Annotated in this window: 15 protein-coding genes; 8 read left to right on the top strand and 7 right to left on the bottom strand. The window is 73.0% G+C overall.

Features of this window, described 5'->3' with window-relative positions; genetic code table 11:
• Nucleotides 1–13: 13 nt before the first annotated feature.
• From WME98_RS20655 to WME98_RS20675, 5 genes are all read right to left on the bottom strand, one after another.
• Nucleotides 14–991 carry an NADPH:quinone oxidoreductase family protein gene (locus WME98_RS20655; protein ID WP_437952832.1) on the bottom strand — a complete coding sequence of 326 codons (978 nt, stop codon included), beginning with the start codon at nt 989–991 and terminating at the stop codon, nt 14–16.
• 108 nt (nt 992–1,099) lie between these two features.
• Nucleotides 1,100–1,729 carry a hypothetical protein gene (locus WME98_RS20660; RefSeq protein WP_437952833.1) on the bottom strand — a complete coding sequence of 210 codons (630 nt, stop codon included), beginning with the start codon at nt 1,727–1,729 and terminating at the stop codon, nt 1,100–1,102.
• 202 nt (nt 1,730–1,931) lie between these two features.
• Nucleotides 1,932–3,122 carry an oligopeptide/dipeptide ABC transporter ATP-binding protein gene (locus WME98_RS20665; protein WP_437952834.1) on the bottom strand — a complete coding sequence of 397 codons (1,191 nt, stop codon included), beginning with the start codon at nt 3,120–3,122 and terminating at the stop codon, nt 1,932–1,934.
• Entirely contained in the window at nt 3,119–4,543 is a 1,425-nt protein-coding gene (locus tag WME98_RS20670) for an ABC transporter ATP-binding protein (protein WP_437952835.1), read from the bottom strand. The genes WME98_RS20665 and WME98_RS20670 overlap by 4 nt, the downstream gene beginning before the upstream one ends.
• Nucleotides 4,540–5,229 carry a hypothetical protein gene (locus WME98_RS20675; protein ID WP_437952836.1) on the bottom strand — a complete coding sequence of 230 codons (690 nt, stop codon included), beginning with the start codon at nt 5,227–5,229 and terminating at the stop codon, nt 4,540–4,542. The genes WME98_RS20670 and WME98_RS20675 overlap by 4 nt, the downstream gene beginning before the upstream one ends.
• Nucleotides 5,230–5,451: 222 nt before the next feature.
• On the opposite strand from WME98_RS20675, the gene WME98_RS20680 reads away from it, so the two are divergent.
• Together WME98_RS20680 and WME98_RS20685 are read left to right on the top strand one after the other, a co-directional pair.
• Nucleotides 5,452–5,961 carry a hypothetical protein gene (locus WME98_RS20680; protein ID WP_437952837.1) on the top strand — a complete coding sequence of 170 codons (510 nt, stop codon included), beginning with the start codon at nt 5,452–5,454 and terminating at the stop codon, nt 5,959–5,961.
• Between the two features lie 192 nt (nt 5,962–6,153).
• Entirely contained in the window at nt 6,154–6,852 is a 699-nt protein-coding gene (locus tag WME98_RS20685; RefSeq protein ID WP_437952838.1) for a class I SAM-dependent methyltransferase, read from the top strand.
• Between the two features lie 52 nt (nt 6,853–6,904).
• On the opposite strand, the gene WME98_RS20690 is transcribed toward WME98_RS20685, so the two are convergent.
• Nucleotides 6,905–7,672, bottom strand: coding sequence for a class I SAM-dependent methyltransferase (locus WME98_RS20690; protein ID WP_437952839.1), 768 nt, complete (start codon nt 7,670–7,672; stop codon nt 6,905–6,907).
• A 341-nt stretch (nt 7,673–8,013) separates the two neighbouring features.
• Between WME98_RS20690 and WME98_RS20695 the strand changes: the two genes are divergently transcribed.
• The 3 genes from WME98_RS20695 to WME98_RS20705 all read left to right on the top strand — a co-directional run bounded on the left by WME98_RS20695 (nt 8,014) and on the right by WME98_RS20705 (nt 11,916).
• Nucleotides 8,014–9,705: a DUF1592 domain-containing protein gene (locus tag WME98_RS20695; RefSeq protein WP_437952840.1), complete on the top strand. Its 1,692-nt coding sequence runs from the start codon at nt 8,014–8,016 to the stop codon at nt 9,703–9,705.
• A 46-nt stretch (nt 9,706–9,751) separates the two neighbouring features.
• Complete coding sequence (locus WME98_RS20700; RefSeq protein WP_437952841.1) at nt 9,752–11,098, top strand: DUF1552 domain-containing protein; 1,347 nt, start codon at nt 9,752–9,754, stop codon at nt 11,096–11,098.
• Between the two features lie 272 nt (nt 11,099–11,370).
• Entirely contained in the window at nt 11,371–11,916 is a 546-nt protein-coding gene (locus tag WME98_RS20705; protein ID WP_437952842.1) for an HdeD family acid-resistance protein, read from the top strand.
• Nucleotides 11,917–11,997: 81 nt separating this feature from the next.
• Here WME98_RS20705 and WME98_RS20710 read toward each other — a convergent pair whose 3' ends face one another.
• The gene (locus tag WME98_RS20710; protein ID WP_437952843.1) at nt 11,998–12,855 is read right to left on the bottom strand and encodes a hypothetical protein; all 858 of its coding nucleotides are present in this window, start codon (nt 12,853–12,855) and stop codon (nt 11,998–12,000) included.
• 155 nt (nt 12,856–13,010) lie between these two features.
• Here WME98_RS20710 and WME98_RS20715 point away from each other — a divergent pair, with 155 nt between their 5' ends.
• From WME98_RS20715 to WME98_RS20725, 3 genes are all read left to right on the top strand, one after another.
• Nucleotides 13,011–13,751: an SDR family oxidoreductase gene (locus tag WME98_RS20715; RefSeq protein ID WP_437334728.1), complete on the top strand. Its 741-nt coding sequence runs from the start codon at nt 13,011–13,013 to the stop codon at nt 13,749–13,751.
• A gap of 94 nt (nt 13,752–13,845) precedes the next feature.
• Complete coding sequence (locus WME98_RS20720; RefSeq protein ID WP_437952844.1) at nt 13,846–15,384, top strand: aminopeptidase P family protein; 1,539 nt, start codon at nt 13,846–13,848, stop codon at nt 15,382–15,384.
• Between the two features lie 566 nt (nt 15,385–15,950).
• Nucleotides 15,951–17,807 (top strand): S8 family peptidase, encoded by a 1,857-nt coding sequence (locus tag WME98_RS20725; protein ID WP_437952845.1) that lies wholly within the window; start codon nt 15,951–15,953, stop codon nt 17,805–17,807.
• Nucleotides 17,808–17,862: the final 55 nt, after the last annotated feature.

Raw genomic sequence — 17,862 nt, forward strand, 5'->3', positions numbered from 1 at the left:
ACGGCGGCGCCCCTCAGGGCTTCGCGAGGAGCACCACCTTGCCGGTGGTCGCGCGGGACGCGACCGCCGTCATGGCGGCCTTCGCCTCGGCCATCGGCAGCGCCGCCGAGATGAGCGGCTTGATCGCGCCCTGGCCAACCATCGCATAGAGCGCGTCCTGCGCGGCTCGCGTCACGGCGGGCTCTGCGCGGCTGTAGGTGCCCCAGTAAAAGCCGAGGACGTCGTAGTTCTTCACGAGCATGTGGTTCGCGCGCGGGGCGGGGAAGCGGCCCGACGCGAAGCCGATCACCACGATGCGGCCCTCGAAGGCGACGCATTTGGTGGACTGGTCGAAGACGTCTCCGCCGACGGGGTCGAAGATGATATCGGCGCCTCGGCCCGCGGTCCGCTCCTTGACGATGGCGACGAAGTCCTCGCGCCGGTAGTCGATCGCGACGTCGGCGCCGAGCGCGCGGCAGACCGCCGCCTTCTGCTCGCCGCCGGCGGTCGCGATGACGGTCGCGCCGGCCGCCCTGGCGAGCTGGATCGCCGCGCTGCCGACGCCGCCCGCGCCCGCGTGCACGAGGACCGTGTCGCCGGGCCTCACGCGGGCGCGCCGGTGCAGCGCGAGGTAGCCTGTCTGGTACGTGATGGTCAGCGCCGCCGCGTCCTCGAACGGCATGCCGGCCGGGAGCGCGTAGGTCGTGCGCGGGCCGGCGATCGCGTGCGTCGCGTATCCCCCGGAGCCGGGCAGCGTCGCGGCCACGCGGGTGCCCGTCGGCAGCGACGGCGCGCGGCTCTCGACCACCACGCCGGCGACCTCGAAGCCGGGGATGAACGGCGGAGTCGGCTTGACCTGATGGGCGCCTGCCGTGAAGAGCACGTCGGGGAAGTTGATCGCCGAGGCGGCGATCTCGATCCGGACCTCCCCTTCGGCGAGCGAGGGGTCGTCCACCTCTTCCCAGACCAGGATCTCGGGGGAGCCGAAGGAGTGTCCGCGCCAGGCGTGCATCGTGCGCGGACCTTAGCAGAAACGCCGGGCGACCCCGGCGCTGCTCCCTGCCCCGGCGTTGCTCACTGACCGGCAGCGGAGCGTCGCGCCGGGCGTCCCGGCCGCTGGCTAGCGGACGATCTCGATCGGCAGCTTCGCCGTCACGGAGCCCTGCTCCTCGCCGTCGAACGTCACCTCGACATCGTAGGTCCCCGGCGGGAAGAAGTCGTCTTCCGGGTTGTTCGTGTCGGAGGGCCCGTTCCACTGCCGCCCCGACCAGCGGAACGTCTGGGTCGCCGTCGTCGCGTCGACCTGCACGGTCGCCGCCTCGTCCGGCGCGCAACATCCCACGTCGCACAGGCAGTAGCTCTGCGGATCGCCCGCCTCCGACTCCCCGCTGATCCGGTACGCGACGAACGAGAGCGGATCCGCGCTCGGCTCGACGCAGCGCCCGCACCCGTCGGAGGCCGCGATCGCGATCGGAGGAACGCTGGAGTCGGTCGTGACCTCGTACGTGAACTCCGCCGGCTCTCCCACCCGGTAAATGCACCGGCTCGACGAGATCGATATCTTCACGCCCGGGATCGTGCCCTCCACGTCGCGCACCGCGCACGGCTCGGCCCCCGGCGGCGCCCCGCCGCCGCCGGCGTCGGTCCCGCCGCTGCCGGCGCCGCCCGCGCCGCCCCCGCCCCCGTTGCCGCCGCCGCAGCCCGTCAGGCACACGCCGGACAGCACGGCCACCGCCAGAGCTCGAAGCATGTCATTCGCCATTCGCTCACCTCTCATCCTTCGCGCCACCTTGCTCGTCGGCTGTGGCGCACGGGCATCAGCGCGGCAAAGAAGATACCTCCGGCGAGGGCGCGCGAGATCGGCCGGAGCAGCGCAGGGCCCTGGCCGCCCCGAGCCAGCGGTTGTGCCACCCTGGGCCGCCGCGCGCCGGGAGCGTGCCGGCCGCGCTGGCTCACTCGGCCTCGGGGTACCAGCACGCCACGCGGTGGCCGCTCCCGGGGACGAGCTCCTCGAGCGGCGGGATCTCGACGTCGCACTTGCCCTCTTCCGCCTTCCGGCAGCGCGGGTGGAACACGCAGCCCTCGGGCGGGTTGATCGCGCTCCCGGGCGCGCCCGGGAGCAGGCGCCGCGCCTTGCCCCCGCGCTCGATCGAGGGCGTCGCCTCGAAGAGCGCGCGCGTGTACGGGTGGTGCCGCCGCTCGGTCACGCGCTGCGCCGGGCCGATCTCGACGATCCGGCCGAGGTACATCACGGCGACGCGGTGGCTCACGTGCTCGACCACGCGGAGGTCGTGCGAGATGAACAGGAGGCTGAGCGAGAGCTCGTCCTGGAGCTCCTCCAGCAGGTTGACGATCTGGGCCTGGACCGAGAGATCGAGCGCGCTCACGGGCTCGTCGCAGACGATGAAGTCCGGGCGCACCGCGAGCGCCCTGGCGATCGCGACCCGCTGCCGCTGCCCGCCGGAGAGCTCGTGGGGGAAGCGCTCCATCATGTCCGGCCGCAGCCCGACCCGCTGGAGCACGCCCTCGACCATCGCGGTCTCCTCGTCGCGGCTCCGCGCGAGGCGGTGGATCACGATGCCCTCGCCGACGATCTCGCGCAGCGTCATGCGCGGGTTGAGCGAGCCGTACGGGTCCTGGAAGACGATCTGCATCCGCCGGCGCGTGGCCCGGAGCGCGCGGGCCGAGAGGGTCGTGAGGTCCACGCCGTCGAAGAGGACGCGGCCGACCGTGGGCTCGATGAGCCGGATCGCGAGGCGCCCGAGGGTGCTCTTGCCGGAGCCCGACTCGCCGACGAGGCCGAGCGTCTCGCCGCGGTCGACGTGGAAGCTCACCCCGTCGACGGCCTGCACGAACGCCGGCTTCGCGAAGGGGCCGCGCTGGACCGGGTACAGCTTCGAGAGCCGCTCCGCCTGGACGAGCGGCCGCTCGCCCCGCGCGCTGTCGAAGCGCAGGCTCCCGGGGGGCATGCTCTCGGGGCGCAGGCTCCCGGGGGGCATGCTCTCGGGGCGCAAGCTCCCGGGGGGCATGCTCTCGGGGCGAGCGCTCTCGGGGCGCATGCTCTCGGGCGGCATGCTCTCGGGGCGCGCCGCGCCGGCGCCGTCGCTCGGACCGGGCGGCGGGAGGACGCGGTCGCGCGTCACGCGGCGCCCTCGTCACCCGCGCGTCCCGGGCCCGTGAGGAGAAAGCAGCGCGCCGCGTGGCGCCCCGTGCCGGGCGGGACCGCGTACATGTCCGGCGGCTCGACGCGGCAGCGATCGAACACGGCCTCGCAGCGGTCGCTGAAGCGGCAGCCGCGCGGCGGATCGCGCAGATCGGGCAGCCCGCCCGGGATGGTCGGCAGGCGCATCGAGCGCTGGCCGCGCACGCGGGGCGGGCGGAACCCGCGCGCCGGGATGCTCCGGAGGAGGGCGCGCGTGTACGGGTGCGACGGCGCCGCGAGCACGTTGCGCGCGGGCCCCTGCTCCACGACGACCCCGGCGTAGAGGACGACGATCTCGTCCGCGAGCTCGCCGACCACGGCGAGATCGTGGGCGATGAGCAGGAGGCTCATCGACGTTTCAGCCTTGATGCGCTCGAGGAGGTCCAGGATCTGCGCCTGCGTGGTCATGTCGAGCGCGGTGGTCGGCTCGTCGGCGATGAGCAGCGAGGGCCCTGGCGCGAGGGCCATCGCGATCATGACGCGCTGGCGCATCCCGCCGGACAGCTCGTGCGGGTAGCTGTTCGCGCGCACCTCGGGCTCGGGGAAGCCGACCTTGCGCAGCAGGCTCACCGCGTAGAGCCGGGCGTCGCCGCGGGACATGGGCAGGTGCAGCCGGACGGCCTCGGCGATCTGCGCGCTGACCGTGTAGACGGGGTTCAGCGAGGTCATCGGCTCCTGGAAGATCATGCCGATCTTCCCGCCGCGCACGGCGCGCATCTCGCGCTCGCCGAGCGCGAGGAGGTCCTGGCCGTCGAGCTCGATCGAGCCGCCGTCGATGGCCGCGTAGGGCGCGGGCAGGAGCCGCAGGATGCTGAGCGCGGTCACCGTCTTGCCGCACCCCGACTCGCCGACGAGCGCGACGGTGCGCCCGCGCGGCACGGTGAACGACACGCCGTCGAGGGCGCGGGTGACGCGGCCGTCGGCGGTGAACGAGACGCGGAGGTCGCTCACCCGGAGCAGCGCGGGCGGCGGGGCCTCCTCGGCCACCGGCGGCGGCGCCGGGCGGAGCAGCGGGAAGGGGCGCACGCTCGCCGCCGAGCGCTGGGTGACGGCGGGCTCGTCGTCGTCGAGCAGGCCGCGGGCGAGGGGCGGCGCGCTGGGCGAGAGCGGCGGGGCGCCGGGCGTGAGCGGCGGGGTGCTCGGCGTGAGCGGCGGGGTGCTCGGCGTGAGCGGCGGGGCGCTCGGCGTGAGCGGCGGGGCGCTCGGCGTGAGCGGCGGGGCGCTCGGCGTGAGCGGCGCGCCGGACGCGGGCGGGACGCTGGGCGTGGCGGGCCTCCCGCCGCGGTCGTGCCGGATGAGCGGCAGGGGGAGCGAGTGCCGCGCGCCGGCGTCGTCGTCCTCGTCGTCGTGCCCGGTGCTCACCGTACGTACACCTCGAGGAGAGGGCCGGCGCCCTGGGAGATGCCCATCGACGTCGCGGCCCCGACGGCGTCGCTGCCCGGCGCGAGGATGGCGATGCCGTGGTCGTCCTTGCGCCGCCTGGCCCAGTCGCGCACGAGCGAGGTGACGTCGATCCGCAGCGGCGTCGCTGGGCGGCGCCGCACGATGGCGGCGGCCTCCGGGATCGACAGGCGCGGCTGCCGGCCCCACGTCGCCGTCTCCGAGCGCCACGGCTCGAGGATGCGCGCGACCTCCAGGGTGAGCGCGCGCTCGGCGGGCGGCGCCAGCGGGGCGGGCTCCAGCAGGACGAACGCGCTCGCGATGTCGGCGTCGACGCCGAAGGTCGGCGTGAACCGGAGCAGCAGGACGACGTCGCCCGCCCCGGCGTGGCCGAGCGCGACCGCGTCGGGCACGCCGGGCGCGGCCGCGGCGCCGCCGTCCTCCGCGAGGACGGCGAGGTCCGCCGGCGGGAGCAGCACGCGGCGCGCGTCGATGGGCGAGGGGAGGTCGCTCGGCGGCCGGCAGCGCCCTGCGACGCAGTAGCGGGCCCCGCAGACGCCCGCGCCCGCGCACACGCCCGCGTCCGTCGCGGGGGCGCCGCCGCAGCCCAGGAGCGGCAGCGCCGCGACGAGCAAGGCCACGGGCGCGAGGGCGGCGAGCAGACGCACGGCGGGGGCGACCATAGCAGAGGGCGGCCCCGCTGGCAGGGCGCGGTTCGCTGGGGGCGCGGGGACATCGCGTGTCCGGGGCGCCGCGGGGAGGGCGAAGGGGAGGGGAACGAAGGGGGAGGGGAACGAAGGGGAGGCGGTGAAGAAGCGGAGGCGATGCGAGGCCGCGGGCCTCGCGATTCCTGTTGTCGGGCAGCGGCCGCTCTGCTGGGATCCCGCGTCGTGCGCGTTCGAGCCATCGCCGCCCTGAGAGCGCTCGTGATCCTGGCCACCTTGCCTGTGGCGCTCGCTGCCTGCGGGAAGAAGGCGCCGCTCGGGTCGCCGTGCCGCGCCGACGACGACTGCGCTTCCGGGCTCGCGTGCCACCGGGAGCAGTGCTTGCACGAGGGGAGCGCCCGGCGCCTCCGCGACGAGGAGCAGCGCGCCTCGGGCGGCGCCAGCGCGAGGAAGGTCGGCGATCGCGTCGATGTCGAGTGGAAGGGGGCGTACAAGCCGGCGATCATCACCGGCGTCGTCGCCCCTGGCTCCTACCGGGTCCACTTCGAGGGCTACGACGCGCAGTGGGACGAGGTCGTGACCGAAGCCCGCATCAAGGGCGGCGCGCGCCCGGGTCCGGGGTCGAGGAGGGCGACTCCGGCGGCGAGCAGCTCGCTCGCCGAATGGCGGAACGAGGGGGCCGGGGCGCGAGCAGCTCGCCCGCAGGACCGGGGATGGCGCCGCGAGGGCTGCTGAGCGGCCGTTCGTTCAGCGGGTCTTCGCGCGCGGCGAGACGGCGGCCCTCCGCCGCGAAGCGACGCGGTGACGGGCCGGCCGGCGGCCCATTCGGCGCGCGGATCTGCGCGCCGTGCGGGAGCTCATCCACGAGGAGTGCCCCCGCTGCCGGCGCATCATACGGCACGACGTGAGTGCCAGAGGGGAGGTCGCATGACGAGCGCGGGACTTTACACGGAGGGCGGGTACCTGGAGAACAACAAGACTTGGCACGCGGAGGACTCCCCGTGGAAAGCCAAGCAGATCCTCCGGATCCTGGAGAAGAACCACATCCAGCCGAAGGTCGTGTACGAGGTGGGGTGCGGCGTCGGAGAGGTCCTGAATCAGCTGCATCAGCAGCTGCCGGCGTCGGTGGACTTCCACGGCTACGACATCTCTCCCCAGGCGTTCCAGCTGGCGAAGGCGAGAGAGAAAGATCGGCTGACGTTTCATCAGGAAGACCTCCTGGAGAAGGATTTCCAGTGCGACGTCCTGATGATCATCGACGTCATCGAGCACGTGGAGGACTACTACACCTTCCTGCGGAAGCTGAAGGGCAAGGCAGAGTACAAGATCCTGCACGTGCCCCTGGACCTCTCGGTCCAGGCGGTCCTGCGGATGAAGCCCATCCTCGACGTGCGCAGGAACGTGGGGCACATCCACTATTTCGTGAAGCAGACGGCGCTGGCGAGCTTGCAGGAGGCCGGCTACGAGATCGTCGACTATTTCTACACCGCCGGATCCGTGGAGCTCTCGAGCAAGTCCTTCAAGGCGAAGCTACTGAGGTATCCGAGGCGGCTCTTGTTCGCGCTGGATCAAGACTTCACCGCCCGCGTGCTGGGCGGGTATTCGCTGCTCATCCTCGCGCGATGATCGATGCCCGGGAGGGCCCGGCTCGACGGCAGCGCGGGCGCGCCCGCTCGGCTCAGGGCTTCCGGGCGACGGTGGCCCACATGCGCAGGTCGACGACCAGCGCGAGCTCGCCGCCGCGCTGCCGCGCCATCGCCTCTTCCTGCCGGATCCGGTCGACCCCCGCCGCGAAGGCCTCCGGCGTCAGCAAGGCGAGCTGGCTCGTGTCGCGCGGATCGATGCCCTTCGCGAGGGCCTCCGAAGCGGGGACCTGCCGCTCGATGTGCGCGGCGAGCCTCGTCCCGTCGACGCGGAACCCGCTCTCGTCGAGCCAGCGCCGCACGGTGTCCACCGATGCGTACCGCTTCAGGTCGAGCTCCCGGGTCGAGTCGAAGTAGTCGTAAACGAACCAGCGGTCGATCCCCTGGTGCGGATCGAGGCCGATGTTGATGAGGATGCCTCCGGGGCCGAGGACCCGGTGCGCCTCGGCCATGAACCCGCGCGGCTCACCGAAGTGGTGCAGCGCGTTGACGCAGAGCACGCAATCGAACCCGGCGTCGGGGAAGGGGAGCTGCTCCGCCGAGCCGTGGACGAGCGTCGCCGACGGCAGGCGAGCGCGCGCTTGCTCGAGCATGCCGGGCGACGCGTCGAGCCCGGCCACCTCGAACCCGTTCTTGTGCAAGAGCTCCAGCCAGTGCCCCGTCCCGCACCCCACCTCGAGCGCGCGCCGCCCTCGTGAAGGCCCGAGCACGTCGAGCACCACCTGCTCGGCCCCGGCGTACCTGCCCCCCTGATAACGCCGATCGAAGACCCCCGCGATCTGTTCGTAGTCGGTGCGTGTCATGCCGTGTCTCCTCGGGCCTCGCGCCCGGCCTCGCCGTCGCCAAGCTCGCCTGTCGCAGCCGGGCCGCCGTCGCGCCGGCGCTCGGCAGTGAGCCTGCAATATACCAGATTTGGCCTCCTGTAACTTCGGCTAGCGCCGAGTCAGGCGCGCGGCAGACAGCGATCCGCGCCATGCGGCGATCAGAGGAGCATGCTATGGGAATATGATCCCTGCCCCGAGCAGACGCCGGGGCGCGCACGTACCGCCTTGCTTCAAAAGTGCGCCTCAGACCACGACGCCGCGCATCGCCGAAATGTCTCGGCGTGCGCCAGGTGCGCTCCACCGGAATGGCTGGTCACTCCATGAGCAAGACAATGCCGCCCGACACCGATCGATCGGTACCGTTCCTCCGGCGTTCCCTCGCGGTGGGCATGTCCGCCGTGGCGCTCTTCTGCCTGACGGGGATTGCCTGTACCGGGCAGCTCGGCAACAGCGACGGCAGCCCTGGTGGCGACATCAGCGACCCCATCGATCCCGTCACCGGGCAGCCGACGGCGCAAGACTGCAGCGTCGCTCGAACGAGCCCGAGCGTCCTGCGCCGCCTGTCCCGGCTCGAGTACCAGCTGACGCTCCAGGATCTGTTCCAGCTCGCCGAGCCGCCCGTCGTGGACAGCATCCCGGAAGATACCGGCCAGGGCGGATTCCGGACGATCGCCGCCCTCCAGAACGTCTCGGATCAGCATCTCCGCGCCTATCTGGCGACGGCGGAGTCGCTCGGGCAGGAGCTCATGGCGGACGAGGCGCGCCGGGCTTCGGTGCTCGGCTGCGAGCCGGAGGCCGCCGATTGCCTCGAGCGCTTCGTGCAGCGCTTCGGCAAGCTGGCGTATCGAAAGCCGCTGTCGGCCGAGGAGGTCAGCGACCTGGTCGCGCGAGCGACCGACGTCGCGCAGGACAGGGCGGACGCGTTTCGCTTCGTCATCGAGGCGCTGCTCACCTCGCCCAGCTTCCTGTTCCGGATCGAGGTCGGCGCGAACGGCGCCGAGACGTCGCCCCTGTCGTCGCTGGAGCTCGCCTCGCGGTTGTCGTTCACGCTCTGGGGCCGGTCGCCGAGCGCGGCGCTGCTGTCGCGCGCGGAGGCCGGCGAGCTCGACACGCCCGATGGGCTCCTCGCGGTCGCCGAGGAGATGGTCGAGGACGAGCGGACGCCGCTCTTCTTCAACGCCTTCTTCAAGCAGTGGCTCACCTTCGAGCAGCTCCGCCCGCCGGCCAACCCGGACGCGGCGACGCCCGCCCTGCTCGCGGACATGATCACCGAGAGCGAGCTCGTCCTCGACGAGCACGCCTTCACCCCCGGCGTCGACTTCTTCGACGCGCTCACCGCGAACCACACGTACGTCACCCCGGCGCTCGCGAAGTTCTACGGCCTCGAGGCGACGGGCGACGGCGTGACGCGCGTGGAGCTCCCGGCCGGGCACCACCGGGCGAACACCGGGCTGCTCACGCACGCCAGCCTGATCAGCGCCAAGAATGACGGCGACCTCATCGCCGTGCGCGGCCAGTGGCTCCGGGCGGCCTTCCTCTGCCAGAAGATCACCATCCCCGCCGGGCTGCTCGAGGAGCTGGAGAGCGAGCTGTCCGGCCTGAGCTACCTCGAGGTCCTCGAGAAGCGCAACACCCAGGCGGGGTGCGCCGGCTGCCACGCGCTCATTGATCCCATCGGCGTCGGCTTCGCCCAGTACGACAAGGAGGGGCGGTACGACGGGAGCATCGGTATCGACGAGTTCGGGCTGGAGCCGCGCTTCCAGGGCGCAGCCAACGAGTCGTTCGACTCGCTCGCCGCCCTGGCGGCGGAGCTCCGGCGCAGCCCCGATCTCGCCGCCTGCGTCGCGGAGAAGCTGTTCACGTACACCCAGGGGCGCGAGCCCGCGGTCGAGGATCGCTGCGCCATCGACGCCGCCGCGGAGAGCTTCGCGCAGGACGGCAACCGATTCCGTTCCTTCCTGACCGCCATCGTGCGGTCTCCGGCGTTCCGGCTGCGGAGGGCGCCAGAGTGATGTGCTCGCAACCCGTCCGACCGATGATGGAAGAGGAGTGTCGCCAGTGAAGATCTCGAGAAGAGCTCTGCTCCGCGGCGCCGGCGTCGCGGTCGCCCTCCCGTTCCTCGACGCGATGCGGCCGCAGCGCGCCAGCGCCGCGCCGGCGGACCCGAAGCGCTTCGTGGCCTTCTTCGTCCCCAACGGCACCGATCCCGGCGCGTGGCACCCGCGCACGGCCGGTCCGCTCTCGGCCGAGGGCCTGACGCCGTGCCTCGTGGACATGAAGGGCTTCGACGCCGAGCGCGAGTGGCCGGCGGGGGATCCGATTTGGCGCGATGTCACGATGGTGTCCGGCGTCGATCACCAGGTGATCTGCTCCGACATCCACAGCCCGGCGATGGCGCTCTGCGCCCACACCGACGGCGGCGGGCAGGCGGTCCCGAAGAAGGCGACGCTCGACCAGTACCTGGCCGATCACATCGCGGCCGAGACCCCGTACCGCAGCCTCAACCTGTCTCCGACGGGCGACACGGCGGTCACGCAGGGCTTCATCTCGTTCCGGGACGGCGGTCAGGTCGAGGACGCGTTCCGCGAGCCGGCCACCCTGTTCGACACGCTCTTCAGCAACCTGGGCAGCCCGAACGAGGAGATGGACAACATCCGGCGGCGCCGCGCCAGCGTCCTCGACTGGGTGAGGGAGGACGCGAGGCGGCTGAACCAGCGCCTCGGCGCGGCGGACCGGGCGCGCGTGGAGCAGCACCTCGAGTCGGTGTTCGAGCTGGAGAGGCAGATCCAGTCCACGACCCAGTCGAGCTGCACCGTCCCCGGCAAGCCCGCGCGGGGCCTCGACCTGCACGGCAAGTTCAAGCAGATGATCGATCTCGGGCTGCTCGCGCTCACCTGCGATCTGACGCGGGTGCTCGTCTTGCAGTACTCGAACAGCTGGGGTCTCGACTTCTCCGGCTACGACCTGCCCGACGGCGTGGGGACCTGGAGCGACCACTTCATCTCGCACAAGCTCGGCGACCGCGATCGCGCGACCGACCTCGACAGCCTGCCGCAGGCGGAGGCGATGCGCATCGCCAACGCCCGCGTCGTGCAGACCTCGCGGTTCAAGGTGCGCCGCTTCGCGTACCTGCTCAACGCCATGAAGGCCGCGACCACCGCGACGGGCAACCTGCTCGACGAGTCGCTCGTGCTCTACACGTCCGAGAACGGCGACGGCGACTCCCACGGTCGGAAGAACATGCCCATCATGCTCGCCGGGCACGTGGGCGGCTTCGAGACGGGCCGCGCCGTGCACGCGAACAGCGCGCCCACCGGCGCGCTCCATTGCTCGATCATCAACTACTTCGGCGTCGAGCTGTCGAAGTACGGCGACCCTGCGGGCGGGCCGATCGCCGGCCTGTAAACCTCCCGGCGGCGCGGGCGACGGCGGAACAGGCTCGGCGCGTCGAGGCCGGCCGCCGCGCGGATGGCCTCGGCGGCCTGGGCGCCGAAGCGCTCCGTTGAGCAGCTCGTCCGCTGCCGGCGGGCAGGGGACGTGCATTCGCTCAGGGCAGCGTGAATCCGAGCGGGCAAGAGCGGTACAGCGCACCGCGAGGGAGCGGCAGCGCGCGGCGTGACCAGGCGGCGCGCGTCTGCTGAGAGCGAGCGCCGTGGGCGCCAGAGGAGGGGGAAAGCATGGAGCTGCTGGGGCGGTATTGGTGGGTGATCGCCGTGAGGGGCGTCGTCGGGATCCTCATCGGGATCCTGTTCTTCCTGTGGCCGCTCCCGTCGCTGGCCACGCTCGTCCTGCTGTTCGGCATGTGGGCGCTGCTCGACGGCTGCGCCGCGCTCGCGTCCGCGATCGGCGGCCGGGGCGGGGGGATCACCGTGGTCGAGGGCCTCTTCGACATCGGTATCGCCCTGCTGACGTTCTGGCGGCCCATCATCACCGCGCTCTCGCTCTACGGCCTGATCGCGGCGTGGGCCATCGTGACCGGCATCTTCCGGATCATCGGCGCGGTGCGGCTCCGGCACATGATCGCCAACGAGCTCTGGCTCGGGCTGAGCGGCGTCACCTCGGTGATCTTCGGCGTCCTCATGGTGGCGCTGCCGGCGGCGGGCGTGCTGGCGATCAGCTGGCTCATCGGGTCGTTCGCGATCGCGGTGGGGGCCATGCTCCTGGCGCTCTCGCTGCACCTGCGCCGCGCGGCGGGCCCGGCCGCGCCGGTGCGTGTCAACTGACGCGCCCTGCCCGACCGCGGCGCGTCCGTGGACGCGCCACGGGGAGGCCGGAGCCGGCGACCTGGAGCGGCGGCCTGCTCGTCAGTCGATCTGCAGGTGGTAGTGCGCGGGCGTCGTCTCTTCGATGACCAGGACGCCCCCGACCTCGGAGGCGCTCTCGAGGAACGCGCGCTTCTCCTTCGGCGACATGGTCCTGTTGCGCACGTCCACGGCGCCTCGGCGCAGGTGCGCGGAGACGTAGACCCCCCGGTCGATCTGGTCCTGGATCACGGCCTCCATGGCGGCGACCACCTGCTCCGGCGGCTTGCCCGAGCTCGCCCGGTACGCCTTCGTGATCTCCTGGACCGCCGCCTTGTTCCGGTAGAGCTTGAGGAGATCCTCGCCGAGCCTGAGCTTCGTGAACATGGCCCGGGCCTGTCGGTTCGCGTCGCGTGTCCCGCTCGTGATCACGAGGTGCTCGCGCGTGCGGCGCGCGTAGCCCCGGTCGATCCGCTCGAGCTTGGCGGCGATCGGCGCGGGGAGCGTCACGCCCGGCAGCACCTCGTACGGCGGCGGGGTCCACGGCTCCGTGGGCACCGCCTTCCCGAGCGCCGTCAGGGGCGGCAGCTGCGCGCGCCGCTCCTCCTCCTCCGACGGCAGCTCGTCGCACTCGGGCTGGCTCGCCGCCGCGGCGGCGCGCGCCCCCGGGGGCCGCGGCGCCGCGCTCGCCGCGCCGGCCGCGCTCGCCGCGCCCTGGGCCCGCGGCGCCGCGCTCGACGGCGCCGCGGGCGCGCTCGTCTTTGGCCAATCGAGGCCCGGCAGGTCGATGCCCGGCAGCTCGACGGACTCGAGCTTCTCCGTGCATCCGGCCGCGCAGAGCAGCGCGGCGGCGAGGGCGCACAGGCGGTGCGGCGGCTCCTTGGAGCGTTCCTTTGCGGCGGCTCGGCGTGTCGGAGGCATCGGCAAAGCCGCGCCAGCGTGCCATGGCGCGCGGCGCCGGCGAAAAAAACGGCGGCGCGCGGCGGAGCGCGGCGGAGCGCCGCCGAGCGCCGGCCGGGCGACGCGTCGCCGGCGATCTCGACGCGCGCGGCCCCACATCGGCTACAGAACCCCTCATGCCCCATGTTCCCTTGACCGGCCGTGTCGCCCTCGTGACCGGCGGCGGCACCCGCCTCGGCGCCGCGACCGCCCGCGCGCTCGCCGCCGCGGGCGCCGACGTGGCCGTCCACTACGCCACGAGCGGCGCCGGCGCGGACGCCGTCGTCGACGAGGCGCGCTCGCTCGGCCGGCGCGCCGTCGCGCTCCAGGCCGACCTCCACGATCGCGCGGCGGTCGCCGCGCTCGCCCGAGCGGCGCTCGACTGGTCGTCTGGCCGGCTCGACCTCCTGGTCCACAACGCGGCGAACTTCGAGCGGGTCCCGCCGGCCGAGCTCTCCGCCGACGCCTGGGATCGCGCGCTGGCGCTCAACGCCACCGCGCCGTACCTGCTCACGCTAGAGCTCGCTTCCGCGCTCCGCGAAAGCCGCGGCAGCGTCGTCGCGATCGTCTGCGTGAGCGCCGAGCGCCCGTGGAAGAACTACATCCCTTATTCGGTCTCGAAGGCCGCGCTCGCCCACCTCGTCCGCGGCCTCGCGGTGGGGCTCTCGCCGGACGTGCGCGTCAACGGCATCGCGCCTGGGACGGTCCTTCCGCCGTCGTCGTATGACGAGGCCACGCTCGCTCGCCTCCGCGAGCGCATCCCGCTCCGGCGGCTCGGCGAGGCCGAGGACATCGCGCGCGCCGTGGTGTTCCTCGCGGAAAACGACTTCATCACCGGCCAGATCCTCGCGATCGACGGCGGCGCTTCGGTCGCGTGACGCGCTGCCTCCCCTGCGGGGCGATCCGCGCGCGGGGTCGGGCGAGCGCTTTGGCTTGAACGACCCTGCCCGATCGACCCATAGTTTGAGCCCCATGAGCACCACGCCCGAGACCAGCGCCGCCCCCGTCCAGGCGGATCCTGCCCACAGCGCGCCCACCGGCAGCGGCCCCGCCGAGGCGCCCGCCGCTGCGGCCGCCGGCTCCGAGGCCAAGCCGGCGAGCCACGACTCGACGCTGCCGGAGGCCCTGATCGCGTTCATGCTGGATCGCTGGGCGCCGGCGTCCCGCGAGCTCCCCGAGCCGATCGCGCACGCGGACGCGTTCGCCGCCCGCCGCCGCGCCCTGTCGAAGCTGTTCCCGGCGGAGACGCTCATCATCCCCACCGGGCACGAGAAGGTGCGCTCCAACGACACGCACTACCGCTTTCGCCCCGGCTCGGACTTCTTTTACCTGACGGGCAACCTCGAGCCGGACTGCGTGCTCGTCCTGCAGCCGCAGGAGGGCGGCGGGCACCGGGACATCCTCTTCGTCGAGCCGAACCCCGGGCGCAGCGACAAGACGTTCTTCACCGATCGCGCGAAGGGGGAGCTCTGGGTCGGCCCCCGGCTCGGCGTCGAGCAGAGCCGCGCGCGCTTCGGTGTCGACGAGTGCCGCGGGCTCCCCGAGCTGGACGCGTACCTGAGCGGCCTCGTCGGCACGGTGACGCGCCCGCACCGCGTGCTCCGCGGCATGTCCGATCGCGTCGACAAGCTCCTCGCCAAGCACGATCGCGACAAGCAGCTCGGCGAGGCGCTCTCGGAGATGCGCCTCGTCAAGGACGCGCTCGAGATCGAGGAGCTCGAGGCGGTGGTCGCGTCGACGAAGCGGGGCTTCGAGGACGTCATCCGCGCGCTCCCCAAGGGGCGGAGCGAGCGAGAGCTCGAGGGCGTCTTCAACCTGCGCGCCCGGGTGGAGGGCAACGACGTCGGTTACGGGACCATCGCCGCGGCGGGCCACCACGCCTGCATCCTGCACTGGACGAGGAACGACGGCGCGCTCGAGCCGGGCAAGCTCGTGCTGCTCGACGCCGGCGTCGAGGGCAACGCGCTCTACACCGCCGACATCACCCGGACGCTGCCGATCAACGGGAAGTTCTCCAAGGAGCAGCGCGAGATCTACGAGCTCGTGCTGGAGGCGCAGGAGGCGGCGATCCACGAGGTGAAGCCGGGCAACGACTTCATGGAGCCGAACCGGGCGGCGATGCGGGTGCTCGCCCGGGGGCTCGAGCGGCTCGGCATCCTGAGCGTCTCGGCCGAGGAGGCGCTCAAGGAAGACAAGCAGTTCTACCGCCGGTACTCGCTCCACAACGTGAGCCACATGCTGGGCCTCGACGTGCATGACTGCGCGCAGGCGCGGCAGCAGGTCTACAAGTACGGCAAGCTCAAGCCGGGGATGGTGCTCACGGTGGAGCCTGGCCTGTACTTCCAGCTCGACGACGAGACCGTGCCGGCGCGCTATCGCGGCATCGGCGTGCGCATCGAGGACGACGTCCTCGTCACCGAGACGGGGAGTCGGAACCTGTCGATCGATATCCCGCGGGCCGTGAGCGACGTGGAAGCGTGGATGGCCGACCTCTGGGCGGCGGCGAAGTGACGTGAGCGGCGGGCCGCCCTGAGCGGCGCGGGCCGGGCGGCATTCCACGCGCGGGGGAGCCGCCGGCGGAGGGGGGGAGGGGCGCGGGCGGGCGGCGGGGGTCCCCCCACAAACTCGCGCCTTGTGGGGGGCTATTGCCACTCGGACGGGTGAGGGAGGACTGGGGGCGACTCGCTTCGATGCGGGCCGGCGCTCGGGGTTGTGGGGCCCACCCCCGCCGCCCGCCCGCACCCCTCCCCCCTCCGCCAGCGGCTCTTTCCAGGGGAGCAGCGGGGGCGGGAGAGGGGGAGATTGCCGAGCTCGTCAGGGGGGAATGTGGGGGCGGTTCCAGGATGTCCGTGGTCGCGGGGGCACCGCTGCGCTGCTGATGCCGCGGCCATGGGCGCAGCGGGCGCGCGGGCGCGGCACGGTGATGCGTCGGCGCGGAGTACGTCGACGCCAGAGCGATGGCTGCTCGGGGACGGCGGCGCTACCCTGCCGATGAGGAGACCCCTATGCACAAGTCTCGCCTTCAGCGTGGGTCAGGGACCGCAACTCACCCAACCGGACGCGCGGTCGCGACGTCGTTGCTCGCGGCAGCGGCGCTGGTCGCGGTGTCCGGCGCGGCCAGGGCCGACGGAACGGACAACCGCGGCGCCGGGGTCGCGCTCGCGGCGCGCTCCCCCGGGATGCTCGAGCCTCGCCTCCCCGGATACGTCAGCCCCGCGCTGCCCGGCGACGTCCATCGCTCGAGCGGCTTCAGTGGCCTGAGCGAGCCGGTCGCGACCGCGGGCGAGCCGCTGCACGGGCTGGCCTCCGAGCTCGACGAGACCAGCTACGACATCCCCGGGCAGATCGTCGTCGACGCGCGCGACGACCTCGACGAAAGCGCGCTCGCGGCGCTCGTGCGCGACTTCTCGCTGACCGCCATCCCGACCGCGCTCGCCTCCGAGACCCGGATCCAGATCGCCACCGTGGAGGGCTCGGTCAACGAGACGCTCCAGCGGCTCGCGCAGGACCCGCGCGTGGAGGCCGCCGAGCCGCTCGCGTGGGTGCGCGCCTCGTTCGCCGCGAACGACCCGCTGCTGAAGGACCAGTGGCACATGGCGCGCGTGGGCGCCGAGCGCGCATGGGACTTCGCCACCGGCCGCGGGGTCACCGTCGCCGTGGTCGACACCGGCATCGCCTGCGAGGACCACGGGCCCTTCACCAAGGGGACCGACCTCGCGTCGACCGAGTGCGTCGAGGGATGGAACTTCGTCACCAAGACGAGCCACGCGAACGACGACCAGGGCCACGGCACGCACGTGGCGGGCACGATCGCGCAGTCGACCAACAACGGCATCGGCGCCGTGGGGCTCGCGTTCCACGCGCGGCTCATGCCGGTCAAGGTGCTGAACGAGAGCGGATGGGGCACGACCGCCGACGTGGCCGACGGCATCCGCTGGGCGGCCGAGCACGGCGCCCACGTCATCAACCTGAGCCTCGGCGGGCCCCGCAACTCCAAGGTCCTCCAGAGCGCGATCGACTACGCGATCTCGCGCGGCGCGGTGGTCGTCGCGGCGGCCGGCAACACCGGCGGGCGCGTGCAATTCCCCGGCGCCTCGGACGGCGTCATCGGCGTGAGCGCCACCGACGCGAACGACAAGATCGCGCGGTTCTCCTCGCGCGGCCAGGGCGTCGACGTCGCGGCGCCCGGGGTGAACGTCACCCAGCAGACCATCTGCAACCGCGGGCGCGACAAGTGCGAGGGCTACCCCGTGTACAGCGGCACCTCGATGGCCGCGCCCCACGTGGCCGGCGCGGCGGCGCTGCTCGTGAGCCTCGGCGTGTCGGACCCGCGCGCGGTCGAGGACGCGCTCCGCGCGGGCGCGCGCGTGGTCGACGACTCCGACGGCGGCAAGCTCCTCTACGGGGCCGGCATCCTCGACGCCGCGAGCTCGGTCGTGCGCGTCACGCAGAGCCACATCGCCGTGCGGCTGCTCGCGCTGCTCGTGCTCGCGACGTGGGTCGGCCGCCGCGCCCGCAAGAAGGAGGCGAACGCCACGAGCCCCTGGCAGGCGAGCTTCCTCCTCCCGGCGCTCGCGGCGGGGCCGGGGCTGTTCTTCTTCGCCCCGTGGCTCCTGCCGCGCGTGGACCTCGCCGTCGACGTGCTGGCCCGGCCGATCGCCGACCTCGACCTGCTGATCGGCGCCTCGGTCCACCGCTGGCTGCCGCTCGCCAACGCGCTCATCCCGCTCGGCCTCACCTCGCTCTTCTTCGGCGTGAAGAAGCTCCGGCCGGCGATCGCGGGCCTCGCTGTCGGCACGGCGGCCTACCTCACCTCTGTCGTCGCGCTCGGCGAGGTCGCCGGCCCCCTCGGCCGGATGGCCCTCATCGTCTGGTGCGCGGTCAACGCCGCCGCCTGCCTCTGGATCGCGCGGACGAACCTCTCCACGCGCTGAGCCGGAGCGCCGCGCTGAGCCGGCGCGCCCCGCTCGCCCACGGCCGCGCGCAGGA

Origin of the sequence: Sorangium sp. So ce296 (assembly GCF_051529605.1) — a bacterium.
In the GTDB taxonomy this organism is placed as follows: domain Bacteria; phylum Myxococcota_A; class Polyangia; order Polyangiales; family Polyangiaceae; genus Sorangium; species Sorangium cellulosum_D.